At 73.3% G+C, this 19672-nt stretch carries 18 protein-coding genes and 1 tRNA gene; 10 read left to right on the top strand and 9 right to left on the bottom strand.

Annotated elements, in window-relative coordinates:
- Positions 1-461 (top strand): helix-turn-helix domain-containing protein (locus L7D48_RS11490; RefSeq protein WP_237879006.1); only part of this gene is annotated, 461 nt, incomplete at its 5' end.
- A gap of 120 nt (positions 462-581) precedes the next feature.
- Here the strand turns inward: L7D48_RS11490 and L7D48_RS11495 are convergent.
- Positions 582-1724, bottom strand: a complete 1143-nt coding sequence (locus L7D48_RS11495) for a GGDEF domain-containing protein (protein WP_237879008.1) — start codon at positions 1722-1724, stop codon at positions 582-584.
- A 214-nt stretch (positions 1725-1938) separates the two neighbouring features.
- Between L7D48_RS11495 and L7D48_RS11500 the strand changes: the two genes are divergently transcribed.
- The 3 genes from L7D48_RS11500 to L7D48_RS11510 all read left to right on the top strand — a co-directional run bounded on the left by L7D48_RS11500 (position 1939) and on the right by L7D48_RS11510 (position 4693).
- A complete protein-coding gene (locus L7D48_RS11500) occupies positions 1939-2427 on the top strand; it encodes an XRE family transcriptional regulator (protein WP_237879010.1) in 489 nt (162 codons plus the stop codon).
- 164 nt (positions 2428-2591) lie between these two features.
- Entirely contained in the window at positions 2592-3443 is an 852-nt protein-coding gene (locus tag L7D48_RS11505; RefSeq protein ID WP_237879018.1) for a phosphate/phosphite/phosphonate ABC transporter substrate-binding protein, read from the top strand.
- The gene (locus tag L7D48_RS11510) at positions 3440-4693 is read left to right on the top strand and encodes a ferritin-like domain-containing protein (protein ID WP_237879020.1); all 1254 of its coding nucleotides are present in this window, start codon (positions 3440-3442) and stop codon (positions 4691-4693) included. The genes L7D48_RS11505 and L7D48_RS11510 overlap by 4 nt, the downstream gene beginning before the upstream one ends.
- Positions 4694-4862: 169 nt before the next feature.
- Here L7D48_RS11510 and L7D48_RS11515 read toward each other — a convergent pair whose 3' ends face one another.
- The 4 genes from L7D48_RS11515 to L7D48_RS11530 form a co-directional block, all read right to left on the bottom strand.
- The gene (locus L7D48_RS11515; RefSeq protein WP_237879022.1) at positions 4863-6179 is read right to left on the bottom strand and encodes an SPFH domain-containing protein; all 1317 of its coding nucleotides are present in this window, start codon (positions 6177-6179) and stop codon (positions 4863-4865) included.
- Positions 6176-7906: an SPFH domain-containing protein gene (locus tag L7D48_RS11520; protein WP_237879024.1), complete on the bottom strand. Its 1731-nt coding sequence runs from the start codon at positions 7904-7906 to the stop codon at positions 6176-6178. Before L7D48_RS11520 ends, L7D48_RS11515 begins: the two co-directional genes overlap by 4 nt.
- Positions 7907-8065: 159 nt before the next feature.
- Positions 8066-8713, bottom strand: coding sequence for a hypothetical protein (locus L7D48_RS11525; RefSeq protein ID WP_237879026.1), 648 nt, complete (start codon positions 8711-8713; stop codon positions 8066-8068).
- A gap of 41 nt (positions 8714-8754) precedes the next feature.
- Positions 8755-9075: a hypothetical protein gene (locus L7D48_RS11530; protein WP_237879028.1), complete on the bottom strand. Its 321-nt coding sequence runs from the start codon at positions 9073-9075 to the stop codon at positions 8755-8757.
- Between the two features lie 211 nt (positions 9076-9286).
- Between L7D48_RS11530 and L7D48_RS11535 the strand changes: the two genes are divergently transcribed.
- The 3 genes from L7D48_RS11535 to L7D48_RS11545 are packed head-to-tail and all read left to right on the top strand — an operon-like array spanning position 9287 to position 12372.
- The gene (locus L7D48_RS11535; protein WP_237879030.1) at positions 9287-9742 is read left to right on the top strand and encodes a hypothetical protein; all 456 of its coding nucleotides are present in this window, start codon (positions 9287-9289) and stop codon (positions 9740-9742) included.
- 28 nt (positions 9743-9770) lie between these two features.
- The gene (locus L7D48_RS11540; RefSeq protein WP_237879032.1) at positions 9771-11837 is read left to right on the top strand and encodes a DUF6571 family protein; all 2067 of its coding nucleotides are present in this window, start codon (positions 9771-9773) and stop codon (positions 11835-11837) included.
- Between the two features lie 28 nt (positions 11838-11865).
- Positions 11866-12372, top strand: coding sequence for a hypothetical protein (locus tag L7D48_RS11545; RefSeq protein ID WP_237879034.1), 507 nt, complete (start codon positions 11866-11868; stop codon positions 12370-12372).
- A 79-nt stretch (positions 12373-12451) separates the two neighbouring features.
- On the opposite strand, the gene L7D48_RS11550 is transcribed toward L7D48_RS11545, so the two are convergent.
- Both L7D48_RS11550 and L7D48_RS11555 read right to left on the bottom strand, forming a co-directional pair.
- Positions 12452-12643, bottom strand: a complete 192-nt coding sequence (locus L7D48_RS11550) for a DUF397 domain-containing protein (protein ID WP_237879036.1) — start codon at positions 12641-12643, stop codon at positions 12452-12454.
- Positions 12640-13533, bottom strand: a complete 894-nt coding sequence (locus tag L7D48_RS11555; protein WP_237879037.1) for a helix-turn-helix transcriptional regulator — start codon at positions 13531-13533, stop codon at positions 12640-12642. Before L7D48_RS11555 ends, L7D48_RS11550 begins: the two co-directional genes overlap by 4 nt.
- A gap of 182 nt (positions 13534-13715) precedes the next feature.
- On the opposite strand from L7D48_RS11555, the gene L7D48_RS11560 reads away from it, so the two are divergent.
- Positions 13716-14153 carry an ATP-binding protein gene (locus tag L7D48_RS11560; RefSeq protein ID WP_237879039.1) on the top strand — a complete coding sequence of 146 codons (438 nt, stop codon included), beginning with the start codon at positions 13716-13718 and terminating at the stop codon, positions 14151-14153.
- A gap of 26 nt (positions 14154-14179) precedes the next feature.
- Here L7D48_RS11560 and L7D48_RS11565 read toward each other — a convergent pair whose 3' ends face one another.
- Together L7D48_RS11565 and L7D48_RS11570 are read right to left on the bottom strand one after the other, a co-directional pair.
- Complete coding sequence (locus L7D48_RS11565; protein WP_237879041.1) at positions 14180-16072, bottom strand: TerD family protein; 1893 nt, start codon at positions 16070-16072, stop codon at positions 14180-14182.
- Positions 16073-16238: 166 nt separating this feature from the next.
- Positions 16239-16311, bottom strand: a tRNA-Arg gene (locus L7D48_RS11570).
- Between the two features lie 311 nt (positions 16312-16622).
- Between L7D48_RS11570 and L7D48_RS11575 the strand changes: the two genes are divergently transcribed.
- Together L7D48_RS11575 and L7D48_RS11580 are read left to right on the top strand one after the other, a co-directional pair.
- Positions 16623-18251, top strand: coding sequence for a dynamin family protein (locus tag L7D48_RS11575; protein WP_237879046.1), 1629 nt, complete (start codon positions 16623-16625; stop codon positions 18249-18251).
- A partial coding sequence (locus tag L7D48_RS11580; protein ID WP_237879044.1) for a GTPase occupies positions 18248-19672 on the top strand: 1425 nt, incomplete at its 3' end. The genes L7D48_RS11575 and L7D48_RS11580, both read left to right, overlap by 4 nt.

Raw genomic sequence — 19672 nt, forward strand, 5'->3', positions numbered from 1 at the left:
GCACGGCCGGGGGCCGGCTCCGGCGCGGGGCCGCCCGCGCCCGGTGGGCCGGCGCGGAGTACGTCCACGACGAGGCGGACCGGGCCCGGGAGAGGGCGAGGGTCTCCGAGGACCTGGGCCGGGCCGTGTACGGACGCCGCAGGGCGCTGGCCATCTCCCAGTCGGAGCTGGCCCGCCGGGCGGGCATGAGCCAGCCGCAGGTCTCCAGGCTGGAACTGGGCGGGGGCATGCCCACCCTGGTGGTGCTCGCCCGGCTGGCCAGGGCTCTGGACGCCTCCTTCGCGCTCACCTTCGACGGTGGCGAGCCGCGCCTGGTGTTCGAGCCGATCGCCGAACCCGCCCCGGCCGAACCCGTCCTCGCGGAACCCGCCCCGCTCGCCGCCCGGTTCGGCACGCAGCGGCATATGACGATCGCGGAGAGTGGCGCGAAGGCCGGGACAGGCGCGGGCGGGCGCTTCTAGAGTGCCGGTATGACCGACAGCCGGGAGGCGCCGGAGACCGCGCACCGACGGGAGCCGCAGCAGCGGACCCCGCACACCGGGCACGCTCCGTACGGCCCGCCTCCCGGGGGGCTTGCGGCCCTACGCGCAGGAGGCCCGCGCGGCGCCCCCGGCCGCTTCGGCCGCCCTCGCCGCCTCCAGCGCCTCGTGCAGCGCGCGGATGCTGGTCAGCCGGCGGTCGGCGGCCGGCGGCACGATCCAGTGCAGACCCGGCGGGCGGACGCTGGCGGCGTCGGGCACGACGACGTAGGAGCCGCGGCCCAGCACACGGGCGCCGGGCAGCTCCCAGCGCTCGGCGGCCCTGGGCGGGATGAGGAAGTACGTCCGCGAGCGCTCCCAGCCCCCCTCCGGCGCTTCGCCCGGCCCGCCGGCCTCCCCGGGCAGGTCGGCGATGACCGGGCCGGGCGGCCGGTCGCCGTGGCGCAGCAGCGCGTCGAGCACCAGCAGCCCCGTCCGCCCCGGCACCCGTACCGCGTCCCACCAGGTGCCCGCGGGTACGGCGCGGTGCGTTCCGCCGTACGGCAGCCAGCTCGGCCGGGCGGCGGGCGGTATCACCCGGAAGGGGCCGGGCCGGAGAGGCGCCGGGCGCGGGTCGGGCGTGCCGGGGGCGCCGGCCAGCCGGATGCGGCCGCCTCCCGCGCGTTTGACCTCCCGCAGCGCCACGTCGGAGTCCAGCAGCAGGTCCGACAGCCCGCCCGGGGCGGGGTCGGCCGGATCCCAGACGGCGACGCCGAGCGAGACGGTCTGCCCGGTGATGGTCACGGTGGTGCCGCGGCTGACCGGGGCCGGCACCGACATCTCCCGCACGCCCCGCTGGACGAGCCGGGCCACGGCCATCGCCTCCTCGGCGCCGGCGCCGGGCAGCAGGGCCAGGAACTCGTCGCCCGCGTGGCCCCCGTAACGCCCGCAGACCGCGTCCCCGGCGCAGCTCGGGGCAGCGCTCCCGACGCGGCGCAGCACGTCCGCGGCGGCGCGCAGCACGGCGTCCCCGGCGAGGTGGCCGTAGGTGTCGTTGACGGCCTTGAAGCGGTCGAGGTCGCCCAGCAGCAGCGCCAGCGGCCTGTGCTGCCGGCGGGCGGAGGCGAGGGCCTGGGAGGCCCTGATCTCCCAGGCCCTCCTCACCAGCAACCCGGTGAGGTCATCGGTCAGGGGATGATGGCCGCCCTCCGGACAGCACGAGGGAGACGGCGCGTACTCCTCGGTCGTCCTCGGCGCAGTACTCATCGATCCCCTTCTCCCCCGGTCGTGCGGTCCGGCGCATGGGCGGTGGTGAACCTGCGGTTGAACCGTTCGCTTCTCAACTCAACTGGTAGTTGAGCGAACGCGATGAGTGAGTTTAGGCTTCCGAATGACCGGCCTGTCAACTCCCGTCCGGTCGACAGGAGTTATGATGCGGTGACGACTCCTGGTCGGTTCCGGTGCGGTGGAGGTGGATGCGGTGTCCGACACCCGCGGGGATCGGACGCTGGCGGAGAGACTCGACCGGCTCTTCGACACCGTCCGCCCGGAGGGCCCCAAGGGCCGCCGGTACACCAACGAGGAGGTCGCCACCGCCGTCAAACGCGCGGACCCCGGTGTCCGGGTGGGCGGCGCCTACCTGTCGGCGCTGCGCAAGGGCACCAAGAAGAACCCCTCCACCGAGCTCCTGACGGCCCTGGCCCGCTTCTTCGGCGTCCCCGCCTCCTACTTCCTGGACGAGCGCGCCGCGGCCCGCACCGACGCGGAGATAGAACTCGCCAGGGTGGCGCACAACATGGGTGTCAGGAAGCTCGCCCTGCGCGCCCTGGAGCTGTCCCCCGAGGGGCTCGCCGCCGTGACGAGGATCGTCGAGCACGTCCTGGAGAGCGAGCCCGGCGCCCGCACCCGGCAGGAGGACCGCCCGTCCTCCGGCGCGCCGGACCCGCAGGACCGCCCCTCGCGGCCCTGACCGCGTCCGTTCCGCCGTGTCCGCGCCGCGGCGCCCGTTCCGCCGTGTCCGCGCCCGACGGCGTCCGACGGGTCCTCACGCGTACGCGCCCGGGGCATGGTTGTCCGGATCGTCCCGTGCTCCTAGGCTTCGCGGAGATCGCCGCCATGTGAGGAGAGCGACCCTTGACGCTGCTGATGGGCGCCGTGGCCTACGACCCGAAGACCGTCACCATCTGGACCGGCTTCCGCGCGTGGCTGCGCGCCCGGGACCTGCCCTTCGACTTCCTCCTCTACTCGCACTACGAGCGCCAGGTCGAGGACCTGCTCGCCGGAAGACTGCACGCCGCCTGGAACTCGCCGCTGGCCTGGGTGCGCGCCGACCGCATGGCGCGGGCGGCGGGCCGGGAGGTGCGCGCACTGGTGATGCGCGACACCGACCAGGACCTCACCTCCGTCGTCGTCACCCGCCACGACTCGCCCGTCACCACCCTCGCCGACCTCAAGGGACGCACGGTGGCCGTCGGGGCGGTCGACTCGCCCCAGGCGACCCTGCTGCCGCTGGAGGCGCTGCGCCGGGCGGGGCTGCGCCCGGGCGGGGACTTCCGCGTCCGCCGCTTCGACATCGGCACCGGCCTCCACGGCGACCACGTCGGCGGCGAGCGGGAGGCGGCGCGCGCCCTGCTGGCGGGCGAGGCGGACGCCGCCTGCCTCCTGGACGCCAACCACCTGCTGTTCGGGCGGGAGGGGACGCTGCCGCCCGGGAGCACACGGGTGCTGGCCCAGACGGAGCCGTACGACCACTGCAACATGACGGTCGCGGACGACGCCCCCGCCGAACTGACCGGGCGGTTCGGCGATCTGCTGCTGTCCATGTCGTTCGCCGACCCCGAGGCACGCCCCCTGCTGGAACTGGAGGGGCTCACCGCCTGGCGCCCCGGCCGCACCACCGGCTACGCGCTGCTGGATGCCGCGGTGGACGAGGCGGGCTTCTACGACCCGTCCGGACGGGTCACCGCGGCGGAGTACGCGCCGTGACCGCGACCGGCCCCGGTTCCGGCCCCGGGCCCGGTCCGCGGACACTCCGCCTCGGGGCGCTGGGCTTCGAGCGGGGCGCGCACCTGCTGGTACGGCGCGCGCTGCGGGACCTGCGCCCGGGCCAGGAACTGGCGGTGACCGGAGAGGACCCCGCGCTGCCCGTCCACCTGCGCGCCTGGTGCCGCGCACACGGCCACGGACTGCGCGCACCGGATCCGGGCGGGGCCCCGGGCGGGCAGGGGGCCGGCGGCGTCCGCGCCCGCATCGTCCGCGGTCGGGCGGACCTCGACCGCTGGTCGGGCGCCGAGCGGGCCGGCGGTCCCGGCCCCGACGGTCTCGCGGCCCGCCCCTCGCCCGCCTGGGGCCTGGCGGCGCGCGGCGCGCTGGTCGAGCGGGGCGGCCCGGTCGGCCCCTTCGATCTGGTGGACCGCGACCACGTCTGGGCCGACGTCGCCCCCCACCTCTACGCCCGCGCGGCGGCCGAGCAGTGGGACCCGGGCCGGGCCGTCGACTGGGAGGCGCCCTTCTCCCTCCCCGACGAGGTCGAGCGCGCCGTCGTCCAGGTGATGACCTATCTGGTGGAGAACGAGCAGGCCGCCCTCGTCGTCCCCGCCCGGCTGCTGGCGCGCATCCATCCGCACTTCCGCGAGGTCCTCCAGCTGCTGGCCGTGCAGGCGGCCGACGAGGCCCGCCACATGGAGGTCTTCACCCGCCGTGCCCTGCTGCGGGGCGGGGAGATGGGCACGTCCTCGGCCGGCGGACGGGAGTCGCTCGACACCCTGCTGACCGAACCGGACTTCTCCCTGGCCTCCTTCCTCCTCTCCGTGCTGGGCGAGGGCAGCTTCCTGAGCCTGCTGGCCTTCCTGGAACGCCACGCCCCCGACCCGGTCACCCGCCGCATCACGGCCCTGGCCCGTCGCGACGAGGCCCGGCACGTGGCCTTCGGCGTCGCCCACCTCCACCACCGAGGCACCGTCGACCCCGCCCTGCGCGGCAGGCTCCGCGCGGCCGTGGAGCGCCGCCACGACGCCCTCACCGACACCGCGGGCCTCAACGCGGACGTCCTCGACTCCCTGGTGGTCCTCGCCGCGGGCGAGTGGACCCCCGAGGCGATCGGCCGGGGCCACGACGCGGTCCTGGCCCTCCAGGCCGAGATGGACGAGGGCAGGCAGCGCCGCCTGGTCCACCTCGGCTTCCCCGCCGACGAGGCGGCCGAACTCTCCGCGCTCCACACCCGCAACTTCATGTGACCAGGAAAGTCGGCTCGACAAAGCAGGACCGAATCCAACCAGGATCCGGTCCTGCTTTGCCGCGGCGCGGGGAGCGGCGCAGGACCCCCGCGCCCCATGGGCCGGAACGCGTCCGTCCCGTCCGCCCGGCTGGAGCGGAGCGGGTGGGACGGAGCGGGTGGGACGGGGCTCAGCCCTCGCCGTCAGCCGCGCCGGCGGACCGCGGCGCCGGCTGCGCGGACGGCAGGGCCGCCAGCCGCGGCAGCAGCTGGGCCGTCAGCAGCGTGGACAGCGCCGAGGTGTCACCGCCGCCCGCGCCGTCGGTGCGCACCACGACCGGCCGCGGCGCGCTGCCGGCCAGAGTCGCGCCGACCTCCAGGCGGCGGCGGGCCAGTTCGTACTGGAGCACCGCCCGGTTGTCGCGGTACGCCTGGGCCAGCCGGCGCTGGGCGCGGGCCTCGTTCTCGGCGGCGATCAGACCGCTGCGCCCGCGGGTCTCGATCTCGAACCGCACCCGCTGCGCGTTGGTCTCCTGCTCCTCCAGGAGCTGGGCCACCTCCTCGCGCGCCCGGTTCAGTGCGGCCTTCACCTCGACGATGCGCGCGTCGCGCACCTTCTTCGCCCGCTCGATGTCCATCTGGAGGCTGTCGATGCGGCGCTTGCGGGTCAGGCCCCACTCCTGGTCGTACGCGGCGCGCTCCTTGGCGACCCGCTCACGGGTGGCCAGGTGCTGCTGGTACTGGGCCGGGAGCTGCACGTCTGGGATGTTGCAGCCGGTGATGCGCACCCCGTAGCGGGAGAGCTGGCGGTTGAGCAGCTCCTGCATGTCGGCCACGTCCGAGCCGCGCAGGTCGTAGGCCCGCTCGGTGCGCATCCTGCGCGCCCGCTGCCGGATGGCGTCCTGCACCGCGCTGGAGAGCACCAGGTCGAAGTTGCCCGCGCCGATGGTCCGCACGAACAGCACCGCGTCGGTGATGCGGAACTTCAGGAAGAACTCGATCGACCGCAGCGGCACGTTCTCCTGGGTCGGGCAGGCCATCACCGGGGCCGAGTAGGGGATCTCGGTGGCGGTGTCCACCACGAACTCCACCCGCGACCACGGGTGCCACAGGTAGTGGCGGCCGGGATCCAGGGTGCGGGTGACCGCGCCGTAGCGGGTCAGGACCCCGTTGGTGCCCTGCTCGATCTCCACGATCGAGGAGCGCCACCACCACAGCCCCCCGACCAGCAGGGCGAGGAAGCCCAGGACGTAGGAGAGCGCGGCCAGGGAGTCGCGGGCGGCGCCGGTCAGCCCATCGGAGTCGCCCGCGCTCAGCAGTACGCCGGTCAGCAGCGCGAACACCCCGAACCACAACGGCAGGAGCCACCACAGCCGGCGGCGGTGGCGGGGGATGATGACCGGCACCAGGGTGCCCGCCTCGCCGCCGCGCAGCAGCTGGGCGATCTCGCTCCAGGGGGCCACGGCCTCGGAGATGACCGACCTGCGGGCGGTGGATACGGCGCTCACTGCGCGGCCTCCTCGGTGTCGTCGGACGCTGCGGGCGCAGCGGGCGTCTCGGGAGCCCCGGGCGCATCAGGCGCTCCGGGTTCCCCGCCGGGCGCCTCCGGGCTCGCGGTCCCCACGCCGGCGGAGGCCGCGGGGCTTCCGGCCGGCACGGTTGGACGCTCCTCCTCCAGCAGGGCGCGGATCTCCTCCTGGCGCCGCTCGATGCGCTCGGAGACCTCCCGCAGCCGGGTACGGACGGCGGCCATGTCGTCGTCCGTGAAAAGCTCCGTGCCGTGCTCGCCGATCATCTCCCGGGCCAGCCGGAGGAAGTCGACCCCGGCCGTGCCGTCGGACTCCTCCGCGCCGCCGACCCGCACCAGCTGCGGCAGATGGTCGGCCACCTGCTCCAGGGTGTCGAGCATCTGCTGCCGGTAGCGGTACTCCAGGATCTCCGGGGCCTCGGCGGCGGTCACCGCGCGGATGTCCAGGGCCTGCGCCTCCAGCAGCGCGGCGTTGGCCTTCGCCTCCGACTCGGCCTGCACATAGCGCTGCCGGGCCAGTGCCTGGGCCCGGTTGGTCTCCCTCTCCACGGCGGTGTCCATCTGGGCCTGGTACTGGGCGATCTCCGCCTGGATCGCGGAGAACGTCTCCTGAAGGGTGGCCAGTTCCTTGGTGAGGTCGCCCTCGTCCTGCTCCTTGCGGAGCTGGAGCGCGTACTCGTGGGTGTAGGCCTCCTTGGCGACCCGCACCATCTCCGGGGCCGCCAGGTCCATGCGGTAGTTGCGGTCGGAGGGCTCGGCGTGCGTGATGTTGGCGTTGGTCAGCTCCACCGCCGGCTGGAACTGCTGGTTGAGCTGCTCCAGGAGCCGGCCGGTGTCCTCGCCGACCATGTCGTAGATGCCGGCGGCCTCCTGCTCGTAGATCAGGCTGCGGATGGTCTCGCTGACCGCGTTGCTCAGCTTCTCCTCGAAGCCGCGGACCGCGCCGAGGGTGTAGACGAACTCCACCGGGTCGTTGATCCGGAACTGGATGAACAGGTCGATCGAGGCCTTCACCCCGCTGCGGGTCGGGGCCTCGCGCACCGGCGCGTTGAACGGGTACTCGCGGGTGGTGTTGAGGATGTACGACACCCGCTTCCACGGGTTCAGCAGGATCACCCGTCCGGGGCCTACCACCTGCTCCAGCTTCCCGAAGCGGGTGATCAGCGCCTGGCAGCCGTCCGGCACCATCACCATGCCCTGCCGCCACCACACGAAGGCCACGGCCGTCACCGACAGCACCCAGTAGTGGAGGCCGAACAGGGGGTTGGTCAGCGCGCTGCCACCGGCGGCGGACACCGTCAAGGAGCCCACCAGACCCACCACCAGCAGCATGAGCACCGGGAGCATGCTCAGCAGGGAGCGTCCGCGCGGCAGCACCATCGGACAGATGGCGTGCACCGGCACGCCGTCCTCGCGCCGCTGCTCGCTGCGGTTGAGCGCCTCCCCGGCCTCCGCCAGCGGGACGGTCCGCTGCGTCATGACGGTGGCGATGGAACCGCCGCCCTGGTCCCGCGCGGCGGGGAAGTCGGCCGGGTCGATGCCGTCCTGCTGGGAGGGTTCCTGACGGGAGGCGCCGCCCTCGGCGGTCCCGCCGCCCTGGCCGCCTCCGCCGCCTCCGTCCCCGCCGCGTCGTCGCCGGCGCAGCTCCTCCTCGGCCACGGCCCGCGGATCAGCTCCCTGGGCCACCGACTGTGCGATTCTGCGCATGTCCTGGGTTCGTGCCACGTCTGCCCTTCGCCGTCTCCGGTCGCGTTCGTTCCGTACGGGTGTTCCACATCCATCTCACATCACACGGCCCACCCGGGGCCAAGCCGGACGCGGATCGTGACCCGTACGGGACCTTCCGGGGGATGCGGGCCCAGCCGCTCAGTGGAGCGGTGCCCAGTGCCCGAAGGCCTCGTCCATCCCCGGGTGGTCCGGGTCCTCCCACACCAGACAGCCGTACACGATGCCCGGCACCTCGGGCCCCATCAGGCCGGCCGGCCCCACGGTCAGGGTGCGGTGGACGGCTTCGAGGTAGGCGGCGATCGACGGGTGGCGCGGCTCGGACACCTCCGGCCCGGCCATCGTCGACCAGTGGCCGACACCGCCGGAGCCGGCGTACTGGCCGAACTCGGGGCCGGCCTCGTCCGGGGTGAGCCACGGAACCACCCGGGCTCCGTTCCAGTAGTCCGGCCGGCCGGGCTCCGGAAGTCGCGGGCGCACCGCCTCCCGCGGAGGCAGCAGCACCCCGTCCGGCAGAAACGCACCGGAGCCGACCTCGCCGTGCTCCTCGTTCTCCTCGATGTACTGGTGCTCCACACCGCCGCACAGCCGCCACAGCGCGACCAACTCCACGGGCAGCCCGTACCCGGCGTACCGCGTCAGCAGGGAGTCGGCGGCGGCGATGTCCTCCTCCCCGGCCGGCGGCAGGAGGGAGGCACGGGAGACGGGGGCATGCTCGGCAAGCCAGTCGGCCAGGGCCTGCCAGGCCGCTGTGACCCGTTCGGTTCCACCGTGCGGTTGAACTGACATCCGGCCACCCTACGAAGGCCGGGCACCGTGCCTCCGAACTCTCACAACACACGGCCCGCCTCGGACGGGTGCGGGCGCGGACCATGCCCCGGACAGGACGTTCGGCGCCGCTCGTGGCGGTGCCGGCCGTAGGGCGCGAGGACGGTCGGTCGCAGCAGCGCGGCCAGGCCCAGGAACGCGGGGAGCGCGTACCACCGCCGGCACAGGTGCCCGGCCCTCACGAACCCCCGGGCCGGCAGCGCGCAGACGCCGGTGACCAGCAGTGCCGGCCCCGCGGTGAAGCCGGAGTGGGCGGCGGCGTCCGGCTCCCACGGATTGGCGGTCCCGGACATGTACGCCAGGAAGACGAGGTAGCCCGCCACCGCATGCGCCAGGACCAGGAGGAAGGCACCTACCGCGGCGCCGGCGCGGTAGGCGGCGTCCGGCCTTCCGTCCGTCCCGCGCCGGGGCGGGGAAGGGCACGGTACCGCTCACCTCGATGCCCCCTTCACCCGGCCGGATCCGGCCTCGTGTCCCGCAGTAGCGTAAGCATCCGGTAGCGGGCCGTGGATCGAACGAGGAAGGGAGCGGTGCGTGTCGTTCGACGACGAGTGGGCGCAGTTGGTGGCGAAGGCCAGTCAGGAGCGTTCCGCCCAGACACGGTTGAACCGGCTCGACGGCGATGAGGGTGGCGGTGGCGGCCAGGGCGGTCTCACCGTCAAGCAGGACGACCTCGGACTGATCGGCCGCGCCGCGCACGGCCTCCACGCCGGCCTGAAGGCGGACGGCAAGCATCCCGTATCGGCCAGCAAGAGCGCCGGCACCCAGTTGAGCGGGGACAACTTCACCTCGGGCGCTGCGCTGTCCAAGGTCGCGGAGACCTGGGAGACGCAGGTCGACACGTTGCTGGAGGCCTGCGCGCACATCTCCAACCACCTGGACTTCTCCTCCAGGAGCTACGGCGCTGAGGAGGAGAAGATCGAGACCGGGATGCGCAACATCCAGGGACAGCTGATGAACCCGTCCCGCATCAGCGACTACTACCGCTGACGGAGCCGACAGGAGGAAGCAGGCAGGAATGGGGCCGAAGTTCGAGGACGTGCTGCACGTCCGGCTGGGCAAGCTCGGTGATGCGGTCACGGACTGGACGACGACCGTCACCAAGCTGGAGAAGCTGTCCGACGAAGCCAGGAACGACATGAAGGCGAAGTCGGACAAGGCGGACTGGGAGGGGGAGAACGCCGCCGTCACGCGGACGTTCGTGGACAAGACCGTCAAGGAGTTCCAGGACGCGGTCACCCAGGCGACCAGCATCCGCGACATCCTGCGGGACGGCCACGACACGATCAAGGCGGCCCGGGACGACCTGAAGCGGATCGTCGAGAACCCCCCGGAGGGCGTGACCATCTGGCCCAACGGCGTCGTCGCCCGCTCCGTGCATCCCGACCGGCGCGGCGAGGGCAACACCGACCCCGGGCCGACGCAGGAGACGCTGAACTCCGTGCGGGACCAGATCAGCCAGGCGGTCGACAAGGCGAGCCAGGCGGACGAGGCGATGGCCGCCGTACTGCGGTCCCTCGTCGCCGGGCACCCGTACGACTTCGGCGGCGACAGTTACTCCTCCCTGCGGGACTACCGGGACCAGCAGGGTGTCAAGGAGGCCGAGAAGGCCCTTGAGATGGCGTCCAAGGGATCGTCCATGACGGACGCCGAACTCAAGCGGTTCAACGATCACGTGGCCGAGAACATGGACAACCCCGCCTTCGCCGAGCGCTTCGCGACCGGCATGGGCGGCAAGGGTTTCCTGGAGTTCTACGCGAACCTCAACGACCCCCGGCAGGGCGGTCCCTTCAGCGACGAGCGGATCGAGGAGCTGAAGGAGGCACAGGAGAACCTCAGCGTCGTCCTGGCCGAGGCGTCGCACAGCGACAGCCCCGCCATGCGGGCGTGGAAGAAGGAGGTCATCGAACTCGGGCCCAGGCAACTGGACATCCCCACCCAGGGCAATCCGTACGGCTTCCAGGTCATGAGCAACCTGATGCACCACGGCACATACGACAAGGACTTCCTCAACGACTACGGCGACGCCCTGGTCGAGCGGGAGAAGGAGATGGGCCTGCCGAGCCGCCACTGGCAGGGCGTCACCTCCGGGCACACCATCCTCAACCCGGGCGGCGCCGACAACGACCTGGGCCGGGACCCGATGACCGGTTTCATGACGGCGCTCAGCCGCAACCCCGAGGCGTCCACCGAGTTCTTCACCTCCACGCACCCGCAGGACAACGCCCAGTACGTGCTCGAGGAGCGGGAGGGCCTCCCCGACGGCATCGGGCAGGACCCGCCCTTCGCCGCCCGCGAGGCCATCGGCGACGCGCTCTTCGCGGCGGCCACCGGCATCGACCCCCACGACGACACAGCGGCCTTCGTGCCGCACACGGACCAGCACGGCGCGGTCCTGGAGCGTTCACTGAAGTACCTGTCGGCGACGGGCGACGACTTCCCGCCGGAGATCCGCGACGACATGGCCAAGGTCCTCGCCAACCACTCGGACACCGTCCACCAGGCGGCCAGCAGCCTCGACCCGTACGAGAGCCCGCTGGACAGGAAGCAACTGCTGGAGGTCAGCAAGCAGGTGTCCCGCGACCAGGAGGCGTACGGAATCCTCAACGAGGGGCTGCTCCGGGAGATGGGCCGGGACATCAATGTGGGCACTCCCGATGACCCGAAGGAGACCCTGCTGCGCGCCGGCCATACGACCGGATTCCTCGAAGAGGCCCGCTACCAGGCTCTGGACACCGACAAGGACGACCCCTCCTGGGACGCCAAATGGGGCTACCACCTCGTCGGCGGTGCGGCGAACTTCATCCCCGTCGTCGGCGACGCGGCCCAGCGTGGTGTGGACGCGATGGCGTACTCCTGGCAATTGGAGGAGCAGAGGCGCATCGACGACGAGATCAGCCGGGAGAACGGGGAGAACTTCCGGGTGCGCGAGATACAGCTCAAAGCACTGGCGCACTTGTGGGCCGAAGCCAACCCCGACCACCCCGACGCGGGAACGGAATACAGTCTGCAGCACGAGATAGGCGGGGCGGCGTACGACGGGAACAACCGTGCCAAGGGGCTGGCGGGGAAAAATGGGGACTAGCGGAATGTATCGCGGGCCGAGGACAGCGGTGCTGTCCGCCGTCGTTCTGGTGGCGTCCCTGTCCGCGTGCATCGGCTCGGAGGGCTACACGGTGCCGGAGGAGATCTGCGGCAGGAAGATCGATCCGGGGCTCGTCCGGCCGCTGCTGCCGGAGGGCGAGAAGTTCGAGGCGGAGATGACCCCCATCGGGGACGACACGACGAGATGCCTGCTGTCCGTCGACGGGCGGACGGAACTGGGCATCCGCGAATACCGGGACGGTGGGGAGCTCGACGCCATGAAGTTCGCGGCGGAGAATCCCAGCCGTTTCGTCAACCCGAGGAAGGCGTCCTTCGGCGCGGACACGGTCGTCTCGGACGGCATGGCGCTCTCGGTCAACCCGTGCACGTACCAGGGGAAGAAAGGCCACTACATCCTGGACGTTTCCGTCGAGCGCTTCGACGTGTCCGAGCCCGACGGCTGGCGTGAGGAGCTCGAACGCTTCGCCGAGGCGTATCTGCCGGTGGGCATGGAGGAGACGGGCTGCGAGGAGTAGCCGCGGTGCATGCCGCCGTATGCGGAGGCTCCGGCGTGGGGCGGCGCGTACGCGGCCGCCCCACCGACCGTTCACGGGTTCAGGGACGCGAGCCCGCCGCGTGGGTGGTGAAGGCCGACCAGGCGGCAGGGGACACGAACAGCGGCTGCCGCTGCGTGTCCTTGGAGTCCCGGATGAGAACAGTCTCGGGGCGCATGGCCACCTCGACGCAGTTGTCGCCCCCGCCGCCGCTGTAACTGCTCTTGAACCAGTCCAGTCCAGTAGTGCTCATAGCGCTCCTCGCATCTGCTTGAGCAGGCCGGCGGATGCCTCTGGGCTGAGAGCCTGCGAGCGCATCTTGCCATAGCGCTGGAGCATGGAGCTGACGGCTTTCTGGGAGGTGATCAGAGCGCTGTCCTCCTGGCATTCGTAGTAGCCGACCCACTGGTGGTCCGGGGTCTCGGCAAGGTACATCGGCCCTTCGAAGCCGTAGTGGTCCTCCTGCCGCAACGGCATGATCTGGATCTCCACGTTGCGGCGGCGGCCCTGCTCCAAGAGGTGGTCGAGGAGCAACCGCGTGACCTCGGTACCTCCCAGGCGGCGCTCCAGAAGCGCCTGCTCGATGAGAAAGCAGAACGTGGTGTTCGGCCGCTCGATCATGAGTTGCTGCCTGGCCAGGCGAGCAGCTACCTGTTGCTCGATCTGCTCCTCCGTCAGCGGAGGAAGCCGACGATCGAAGACTGCTCGGATGTACGGCTCCGGCTGCAGCAGTCCGGGTACGACGCGGCACTCGTAGGCGTACAGCGACAGCGCCTCCTCCTCGATGCTCGCCCACTGGTGGAACCACGAGGCCAACCCTGCCCGGCGGGTCAGGCTGCGGGCGGCCGCCGCGAGGACGCGGGCGGCGACGGGGCCGAGGGGTTCCTCCGAGCGCGCGACGAGGTCCCTGGGCGGGAACCGCTTGCCCTGCTCGATCTTGGCGACGTAGTGCGGGGAGTACCGGACGCGCGGGGCGAACTCCTCCTGTGTCAGACGGGCTTCTTCCCGCAGGACCTTCAGGACGGCCCCGAAGGTCTTGAGGCTGTCGGACAGTTCCGGTCCGCCGTTCCCGCCGCCGTTGCCACCGCTCCCGCCACCGTCTCCGCCGCTGTTCCTGGTCCCGCCGTCGTTGTCCGCCGCCATGGAAAACCGCCTCCCCGTACCCGCGTCCGCAACAAGAAGTGTCCGTCCCGTTGCCCAACGTCACAGACCCGTCATCGTCACACCCTGTGACCGACCCAGTCCACCGGTTCCACCGGTACAGCGGGATCTGTGCTGGTTCCGTCCCTGCCGAGCAGGGAGTTCGCGGCGGAACGCTGGCCGCCATGACAGTCCAGCACCCTCAACCGCCCGTCACCGTACGTACGTTCGCCCAGCGGTTCTCCGCGACCCGGCGCGGTGCGCGGCTGGCCCGGCTGCTCGCCGCGCACCAGTTCACCGTCTGGGGCATCCCGCGCGGCACGGCCGTCTTCGACGCCGCCGTGCTCGCCGTCGCCGAGTTGGCGGCCAACGCCGTGCTGCACGGCCGCGTCCCCGGGCGGGACTTCGAGTTGGTGCTCGTGTACGACGGCGGGGGAGGCGTCCTGCGCGTCGAGGTGTCCGACACCCACCCGGGGCGCCCCCTGCCCCTCGTGTGTGCCGAAGCCGGCTCGGAGGAGGAGAGGGGCAGGGGGCTGCTGCTGGTCGAGGCGGTCGCGGACCGCTGGGGGATGCGCGAGCGCTGCGGGCCGGGCAAGACGGTGTGGGCGGAGATCGCTCTGTGAGTGGTGAGGACGGGCGCGGGGCGCGCTCACTCCTGTGCGACGTCCACCCCGTAGCCGCGGGCGAGTTCGGCGAGACCGTGGTCGTAGCCCTGGCCGACCGCGCGCAGGCGCCAGAGAGGGCCTCGGCGGTAGATCTCCGCCAGGATCATGGTGCGCTCGGTGGTGGCGGCGTCGAGGACGGCCTGGGCCAGCGGGGCCGTGCCGCCGTCCGGGCCCACGGTGATCTGTACGGCGCCGACGTCGCCGAAGGCCGGTTCGCCGTCGACGGCCGCCGCGACCACCACCTTGCGGACCGCGGGCGGCAGCGCGCCGGTGTCGACGGTGACGGTCTGCTCGGTGGGTCCGTCGCAGAGGAGCCGTACGGTGCCGCCGGGGTTCTCGGGGGCGCCGTAGAAGACGAAGTCCTCGTCGCGGGAGACCTGTTCGTCCTCGTCGACACTGAAGGCCACGACGTCGATCTCGCAGGCCGTCTGCTGGGCCCAGGAGGCGGTGGCGCTCCACAGAGCGCCCACGTCCTGCCCGGGCAGGTCGACGACCCCTCCCCTCGGCAGCACCCGAGGGGCCCGCCGGTCGTCGGCGCGCTCCCGGCCGGGGGCGGCGGTGGGGGCGTCGAGCCAGTCGGCACCGTGTACGGGGATCTCCAGAGCGGTGATCCGGCGCATGCGGCGGTCGCCGTCGCCGCCCGGCAGGAGGACGACGTCGGTGACACCGGCCGACAGGTTGATCGCCGCGGCTCCGCCCAGTTCGACGATCCGGGTGCGGGCGGCGGCGGCCTGGGGATGGGTGCCGCCCAGGGCCAGTACGCGCCGCCCCGTCAGCGGCCCGCTCGCCCGCTTCGGCTTCGGCCGCGGGGGTGTCGCGGGTGCGGCGGGCGTGGTGTCGGCGACCCGCTCGGCCGCCGTGTCCACCGGGGACGCCGTGCCCGGTGCGCCGGCCGTGGCCGGCGCAGGTTCCGGCGGCGCGGCGGCCGGGGCGGGAACGGAGGCGGCCGACTGCCCGTGCGGCGTACCCGGGCGTACGTCGTCCAGCAGTCGCAGGAAGGTTCGCTCGTCGATGACGGGCACCCCCTCGGCGACGGCCCGCCGAGCCTTCGCCGAGCCCGAGGCCGGGTCGTTGGTGACCAGGACGCCGGTGTGCCGGCTGACGGAGGTCATCACGTTCAGTCCGGCGGCCACGGCGCGCTCGGTCAGCTCCGCGCGGGGGACGGCTGTCTCCCCGGTGAGGGCGACCTTCATGCCCTGCACCAGCTTCCCGCCCGGCGACAGCCGCCCGGGGTTGCGGAAGGCGCACGGCGTCTTGGGGGGCTTCGGCGCGAACCGCGGGTCCTGCCGGGGCGGGCAGGACACGAGCGGCAGGGGCAGATCGAGCCGGGCCGCCTCCCGCAGGGAGCCGCGCAGTACGCCGGCCAGTACCCGGGTGTCGTCCAGCGCGTCATGGGCGCGGAGTTGCTGAACTCCGTAGTGGGCGGCCAGCGTGCCCAGCCTGAGATCCTCGGTCGGAGGGTCCACGCGCCGGTTCAGCGCCAGGGTGCACAGCCGCCGTGAGACCGGCAGGGACCTGCGCGCACGGGCGAACTCGTGGGCCAGGAAGTCGTAGTCGAACTGCGCGTTGTGGGCGACCAGGACACGGCCCTCCAGCATGGCGGCGATCCGTTCGGCGACCTGCTCGAAGACCGGGGCGCCGCGCAGCCGCCCGGCCGTCAGCCCGTGTACGTGGACCGGCCCGGGGTCGCATCCGGGGTCGAGCAGGGTGGAGAACTCCCCCGTCTGCTCGCCGTCCGGGCCGAGGGTCACCACCGCGACGGACAGCACCCGGTCCCGGCGGGCCACCAGGCCGGAGGTCTCCACGTCGACCAGGGCCCAGTCGAGGGCGTAGTCGCGCATGCCGGATACATCGGGAAAGGCGGTGGCAAGGCTCATGGCAACAAGGATGGTGCGATATTCAACCAGCTCTCAACCCATACGGCCCTTTGTCCCGCTATGCGGCTTCGCCGGGCGGGCGCCGCACCGCGTGCGGCGCGCCGGGGGAGCGGGGAGTGAATGCGTGCGCCGCCCGGCGGACCGGACGGCGACGGAAGGTCGTGAGCGCCCCCGGCAGGACTCGAACCTGCGGCCAAGCGCTTAGAAGGCGCCTGCTCTATCCACTGAGCTACGGGGGCTCAAGCGGTCGCGGACGGACGACGGAGCGCCCCCGGGTGACCTTGCCGCGACAAGGATAGGGGCCCGGGCGCTTCCTCCCGGTTGCTTCACGTCCGCGACACCCTGTGGAGGTTCAGTGAAGCGGTCCCGATAATCGCAGGCGAGTACGAATCATGCACCGGTTTGAACGCCCGGCGGGGCGGGTGTTGTGCAGTCGTTATGCCCTCCGCTCCCGGGTGCGGCGCGGGCCACAGGGGTCAAAACACCCTGTTCTAGCCCTAATGCACTTCAAAAACCATTCGAAATTGGGCATTCTGCGCATGTGGCGATCTTGGAAGCTAGGACCGAACTGCTCGACGCGCTCACCACGCTGCGTGACCGCGTCGCCGCAGCCCGCTTTCCGCTGCCGCTGCCCGGGGCCGAGCGCGCCCGCCGCTCCCGCAGCGAGCTGCTCGCCCAGCTCGACGACTACCTGGTGCCCAGGCTGCGCGCCCCCGAGGCGCCGCTGCTCGCCGTGGTCGGCGGCTCCACCGGGGCCGGGAAGTCCACTCTGGTCAACTCGCTCGTCGGGCGCCGGGTCAGCGACGCGGGGGTGCTGCGGCCCACCACGCGCACACCGGTGCTGGTCTGCCACCCCGCCGACCAGCACTGGTTCGCCGGGCCACGCGTACTGCCCCGGCTGAGACGGGTCTGGACGCCGCGGCGGGAGGACTGCCGGGCCGCGCAGGACACCTCGCCCGCCCTCTCCGACGACGACCACGCGGCGGACGGCGGCGACGCCGACGCCCCGCCCGCGCTCGCCGTCGAGACCGCCGAGGCCGTGCCCGTCGGGCTCGCCCTGCTGGACTCGCCCGACATCGACTCCCTGGTGACCGCCAACCGCGAGCTGGCCGCCGAGCTGTTCTGCGCCGCCGACGTGTGGATCCTGGTCACCACCGCCTCCCGCTACGCCGACGCGATCCCCTGGCACCTGCTGCGCAGCGCCCGCGAGTACGACGTGACGCTGGCCACCGTGCTGGACCGGGTGCCCCACCAGGTCGCCGACGAGATCTCCCGCCGGTACACCGCCCTGCTGGCGCGGGCCGGCCTCGGCGACGTGCCCTGCTTCACCGTTCCCGAGCTGCCCGAGTCCGCGCGCGGCGGCTCCGGGCTGCTGCCCGCCACGGCCGTGGCCGGGCTGCGCGAGTGGCTGCTCCACCACGCCGGGGATCCCGCCGCACGCGTGGTCGCCGCCGACCGGACGGCCACCGGCGCCCTGGCCTCGCTGCGCTCGCGCGTCTCCGGGCTGGCGGGCGCGGCGGCGGCCCAGCACGCGGCCGTACTGCGGCTGATGCGCCACATCGACGGCGCGTACGAGCGGGCCGGGGCGCGGGTGCGGCGGCAGATCGCCGACGGCGAGCTGCTGGCGGGCGAGGCCCTCGCCCGCTGGCGCGGCTTCCCCCGGGACAGCGGCGGCGACGAACTCCTGGACGCCTTCGCCGACGGACTGTCCGCCCTGCTGCGCGGCGCCGTCGGCGACGCCGACGAGCAGGCCGCCGACGCCTGGCGCCTGGAACCCGGCGCCCCCGAGTGCGGCCGCGCCGACGAACTGGTCGCCGAGCGGATCGACCTCCTGGCGCGGCGCTGGCGGCGCTGCCTGGAGGAGGTGGCCGACGAGGAACTGCGCGCGGCCGAGGGCGGCTGCCCGCTGTCGGCCGAGGAGACCGCGGCCCTGCTCGCCACCGCGCTGCTGGGCGGACGGCGCGCGCGGGGCGCGGACGAGGCACTCGCCTGCGCCCTGGGCGCGGCCGTCGCGGCGCGGCTGCGCGAGCGCGGCGAGCGGCTGCTGGAGGACTGCCTGGACCGCGTACTGCGGGGGGAGCGCGGCTACCGGCTCGCGCCCCTGCGGGACCTCGACGCCACCCCCGACCAGCAGGTGGCCCTGATCGCCGCACTGTCCGTACTGCAGAGGGAGAGGTGATCGCGGTGGGCGCCGATGTCCGCACCGACGGCGGCCGGATCTGGGACGACGGGCTGATCGCCCGCAGAGCCCGCACGGACGGGGGAGGGGGTGTGCGGGAGGAGACCGAGGGCACGCCGTTCCCCGCCGGGCCCTTCGACGGCGCTTCCTTCGACACCGGGCCGTTCGAGGGCGCGCCCTTCGACGCCGGGCCGTTCGACGGCGCCCGCGGCGGCCGCACCGGCGGCCGGGAGGAGTGGTGGGACGGCGGCCTCACCGGCGGCACGCGGGCGTACGCCGCGCCGGGCGCCGCGCCCGAGGAGGAGACGCTGCGCCAACGGCTGCGCGCGCTGAGGGAGTTGGTCGGGCTCTCCCGCACCCGGCTGGACGGCGAGGTGCTCGCCGAGGCGGGCCGGATCCTGGACGAGGTCACCGCGCGCGGCAGGCTGTCGCGGGCTTACACCACCGTCGCCGTCGCCGGGGCCACCGGCAGCGGCAAGTCGATGCTGTTCAACACGCTCGCGGGGGTCCAGCTCTCCGAGACCGGACTGCGCCGCCCCACCACCTCGCTGCCCGTCGCCTGCGTCTGGGAGACCGAGTGGGACAGCGGCGCCGACGGCCTGCTGGAGCGGATGGGAGTGCCGCCCCGGGCCCGGCGCCGGGTGCAGCCGCGCGACCCGGCGCTGCGCGGCCTGGTCCTCATCGACCTGCCCGACCACGACTCCGCCGCCCCCGGCCACCGCGAGCAGGTCGACCGGATGCTGCGGCTGGTGGACGCGGTGGTCTGGGTGACCGACCCGGAGAAGTACGCGGACGCGGTGCTGCACGAGCGCTATCTGCGGCCCCTGGCCGGCCACGCCGAGGTGACGTTCGTGGTGCTCAACCAGGTCGACCGGCTGCCGGGCGACGCCGTCGACACCGTCATGGACGATCTGCGGCGGCTGCTGGACGAGGACGGCATGGCCCTCGGCGAGCACGGCGAGCCCGGCGCGACCGTACTGGCCCTGTCCGCGCTCACGGGCCAGGGCGTCGGTGAACTGAGGGACTGCCTGAGCGAGTTGGCCTCGTCGCGGCGGGCGGCCGCGCTGCGGCTGTCGGCCGACGTGGACGGCGTGGTCGCCCGGCTCCGCCCGGTCTACATGGCCGACACCCCGCAGGGCCCGGCCGGGCTGACCGAGCGGGCGCGCGAGGAGTTCGAGGACCGGCTGGCCTGCGCGGTGGGCGCGTGGGCGGCGGGGCAGACGGCCGAGCGCCTCTGGCTGCGCCACGCCGAGCAGGCCTGCGGCACCCCCTGGGCGCGGCTGCTGCGCTGGTACGAGACGCGGCGCGGGCACGGGGAGACGGCCGCCGCCCCGGCCGTACCCGATGCCGTACCTGCTGCCGGCGCCGGTGCCGGTGCCGGGCCCGGGGCGGCCTCCGGGAGCACGGACGGGCGGGGGAAC

Source organism: Streptomyces sp. ICN903, from assembly GCF_022015835.1.
Lineage (GTDB): Bacteria > Actinomycetota > Actinomycetes > Streptomycetales > Streptomycetaceae > Streptomyces > Streptomyces fenghuangensis.

Excerpts from the sequence above, each read along its gene's own strand:
- L7D48_RS11495 (WP_237879008.1), bottom strand. The coding sequence starts at position 1,724 with ATGAGTACTGCGCCGAGGACGACCGAGGAGTACGCGCCGTCTCCCTCG.
- L7D48_RS11520 (WP_237879024.1), bottom strand. The coding sequence starts at position 7,906 with ATGCGCAGAATCGCACAGTCGGTGGCCCAGGGAGCTGATCCGCGGGCC.
- L7D48_RS11525 (WP_237879026.1), bottom strand. The coding sequence starts at position 8,713 with ATGTCAGTTCAACCGCACGGTGGAACCGAACGGGTCACAGCGGCCTGG.
- L7D48_RS11540 (WP_237879032.1), top strand. The coding sequence starts at position 9,771 with ATGGGGCCGAAGTTCGAGGACGTGCTGCACGTCCGGCTGGGCAAGCTC.
- L7D48_RS11550 (WP_237879036.1), bottom strand. The coding sequence starts at position 12,643 with ATGAGCACTACTGGACTGGACTGGTTCAAGAGCAGTTACAGCGGCGGC.
- L7D48_RS11555 (WP_237879037.1), bottom strand. The coding sequence starts at position 13,533 with ATGGCGGCGGACAACGACGGCGGGACCAGGAACAGCGGCGGAGACGGT.
- L7D48_RS11560 (WP_237879039.1), top strand. The coding sequence starts at position 13,716 with ATGACAGTCCAGCACCCTCAACCGCCCGTCACCGTACGTACGTTCGCC.
- L7D48_RS11565 (WP_237879041.1), bottom strand. The coding sequence starts at position 16,072 with ATGAGCCTTGCCACCGCCTTTCCCGATGTATCCGGCATGCGCGACTAC.